Here is a 1836-nt window from a genome sequence, read left to right as displayed (position 1 = left end):
GCCGGTTGACATTGACCCCGAAAATCGGTGCCGCGATCGGATGATGGGTATGCGCGATGCTGCTGAGTCGGCGATCCATGCCGCCGAGTCAACACCACTCACACGGGCTGGTCATCGTCGTCGACCGCCGTGGCCCCCAGAGCAACCGCCAGTTCCACCATGCGCCGCTCGGTCAGCGGGTCGGCGTCCCGCACCTCGATGACGTCCTCGTCGAAGAAGAACGGAACGACCCGACCGGAAGGATGCCCGTTCCAACAGGCAACGGCCGGACACGGAATCATCCGGGTCCCGGACGGCAGAATCGCCTCCACGCTCGTGGCCATGCTGAAATCCGGTTGCGCGGCGACCACGGCCGCCCACTCATCGGCCCGGATCGGGGCCTGGCTGTTCAAGCCACCCAACCACGTGCCCCGGGTGATGAACCGCCGCCGCCCGGCAAACGCCCCCGGACCGCGTTGCCGCGCCACGACCCGCTCACCGTCCCACTCGCAGACCTCGGCATCGTCCCCGATGACCCACGCGTCCAGCCGCGCCGCCCACTCGATCATGCGACGCAGGAACGCCGGTTCCGGATGCTTGATGCTGAGCCGGCCACGCTGGAACAACAGGTAGTGCCCCCGGTCGGAAGGGTCAGCCGTCCACAGCAGGTAACAGAAGTCCGGCCGTCGCGGGGCGTCCGCCGGGATCGCCAGATCCGGCCCGTCGCGCACCAGCTCGTCCACCTCGGCGCCGAGAATCGGGAAGCGCTCACTCTCGTACGCCTGGAACGCCCGGGTGATGTGCAGGTCGTAACCCATCGCGTGATCATGGCAGGCCCACCGGCGACCCGGATCCGCCCACTCAGGGCTCGGCCGCCCGGCCGCGGGCGGTCACCGAACAGGCTGGACGATCTCCGTCTCCCACGTCGCCGGATCGGGACGTTCGCCCGGATCGGTCAGATACGTCTCCCAGGGCGCTCCGGCCGCGGACAGTCCCTGCTCACGCATCCACTTCTCGATCTGCTCGTAGGACTCCGAAAGGCTGTCGTAAGACCCACGATGAACGGTCACCACCGCCCGGCCCGCTGGAATGACAAGCGCCTCGATCCCGTCGTCGAGCGCCGCTGACGAGGGCGCGGCAATCGTTATGCCACCCTCGATCACGAGCGAACCCATCCCCACTTCCGGATAGCGAGCGAACGGCGGCCCGGCGATCGCCAGCCCATGCCGCTGGGCATAGTCGAAAACCTTCGGCAGACTCTCGCCGAGCGCGGCCGCGATCTCATCACGCGTGACCCGACGACGTATCACCAGGGCGTGGACGGCAGGCAGGTCACGAACCGAGATTTCAAGCGGCACAGCGGTTTTCCTCTCGAGGATGCTGATGCGATAAAGACTGATACAGGGCGCCGCCGAACTCACCGCCGACGCATGCACAACGGCGATGTGCCGGCCGCCCACATGCAAACCACGGGCCCGGTAGCTCCGCGGGCTCCGGCCCAGGTGGCGGGTGAAAGTCCGGGTGAAGACCTCATGACTGCCGAACCCGTACTCGAACGCGATCGCCGACACCCGACGATCGCCGGCCACCAGATCACCAGCGGCGCGAGCCAGCCGGACCCGCGTCGTGTAGGCCTTCGGCGTCTGACCCGTCAACCGCCGAAGCCGACGATGCAAGTCAAAACGCGACCGATGCGCCCGCTCCGCCAGCGCCGGCAACGAAACGTCCTCACCCAACCGCGAATTGACAACAGCAAGAAGCCGAAGCAACTCCCGCGTCCGCACCAACACACCCGAACGCTACCAACCCCCCACCCCCAAAACCTTCACGTTTCTTGCGCCATCCCGCCGCCCCGCC

2 protein-coding genes are annotated in these 1836 nt (G+C 67.4%); both read right to left on the bottom strand.

The features are described from left to right. Nucleotides 1–98 precede the first annotated feature (98 nt). Entirely contained in the window at nt 99–797 is a 699-nt protein-coding gene (locus tag AB0C29_RS34295) for a hypothetical protein (RefSeq protein WP_360829202.1), read from the bottom strand. Between the two features lie 72 nt (nt 798–869). Then, nucleotides 870–1769: a helix-turn-helix domain-containing protein gene (locus tag AB0C29_RS34290; RefSeq protein ID WP_360829199.1), complete on the bottom strand. Its 900-nt coding sequence runs from the start codon at nt 1767–1769 to the stop codon at nt 870–872. Nucleotides 1770–1836 lie beyond the last annotated feature (67 nt).

It is taken from the genome of Actinoplanes sp. NPDC048791 (genome assembly GCF_040650095.1).
GTDB lineage: Bacteria > Actinomycetota > Actinomycetes > Mycobacteriales > Micromonosporaceae > Actinoplanes.
This window is presented reverse-complemented; position numbering and strand designations above follow the sequence as displayed.

Bases quoted from the DNA above. Each gene is read 5' to 3' on its own strand.
- AB0C29_RS34295 (WP_360829202.1), bottom strand. From the start codon at position 797: ATGGGTTACGACCTGCACATCACCCGGGCGTTCCAGGCGTACGAGAGT.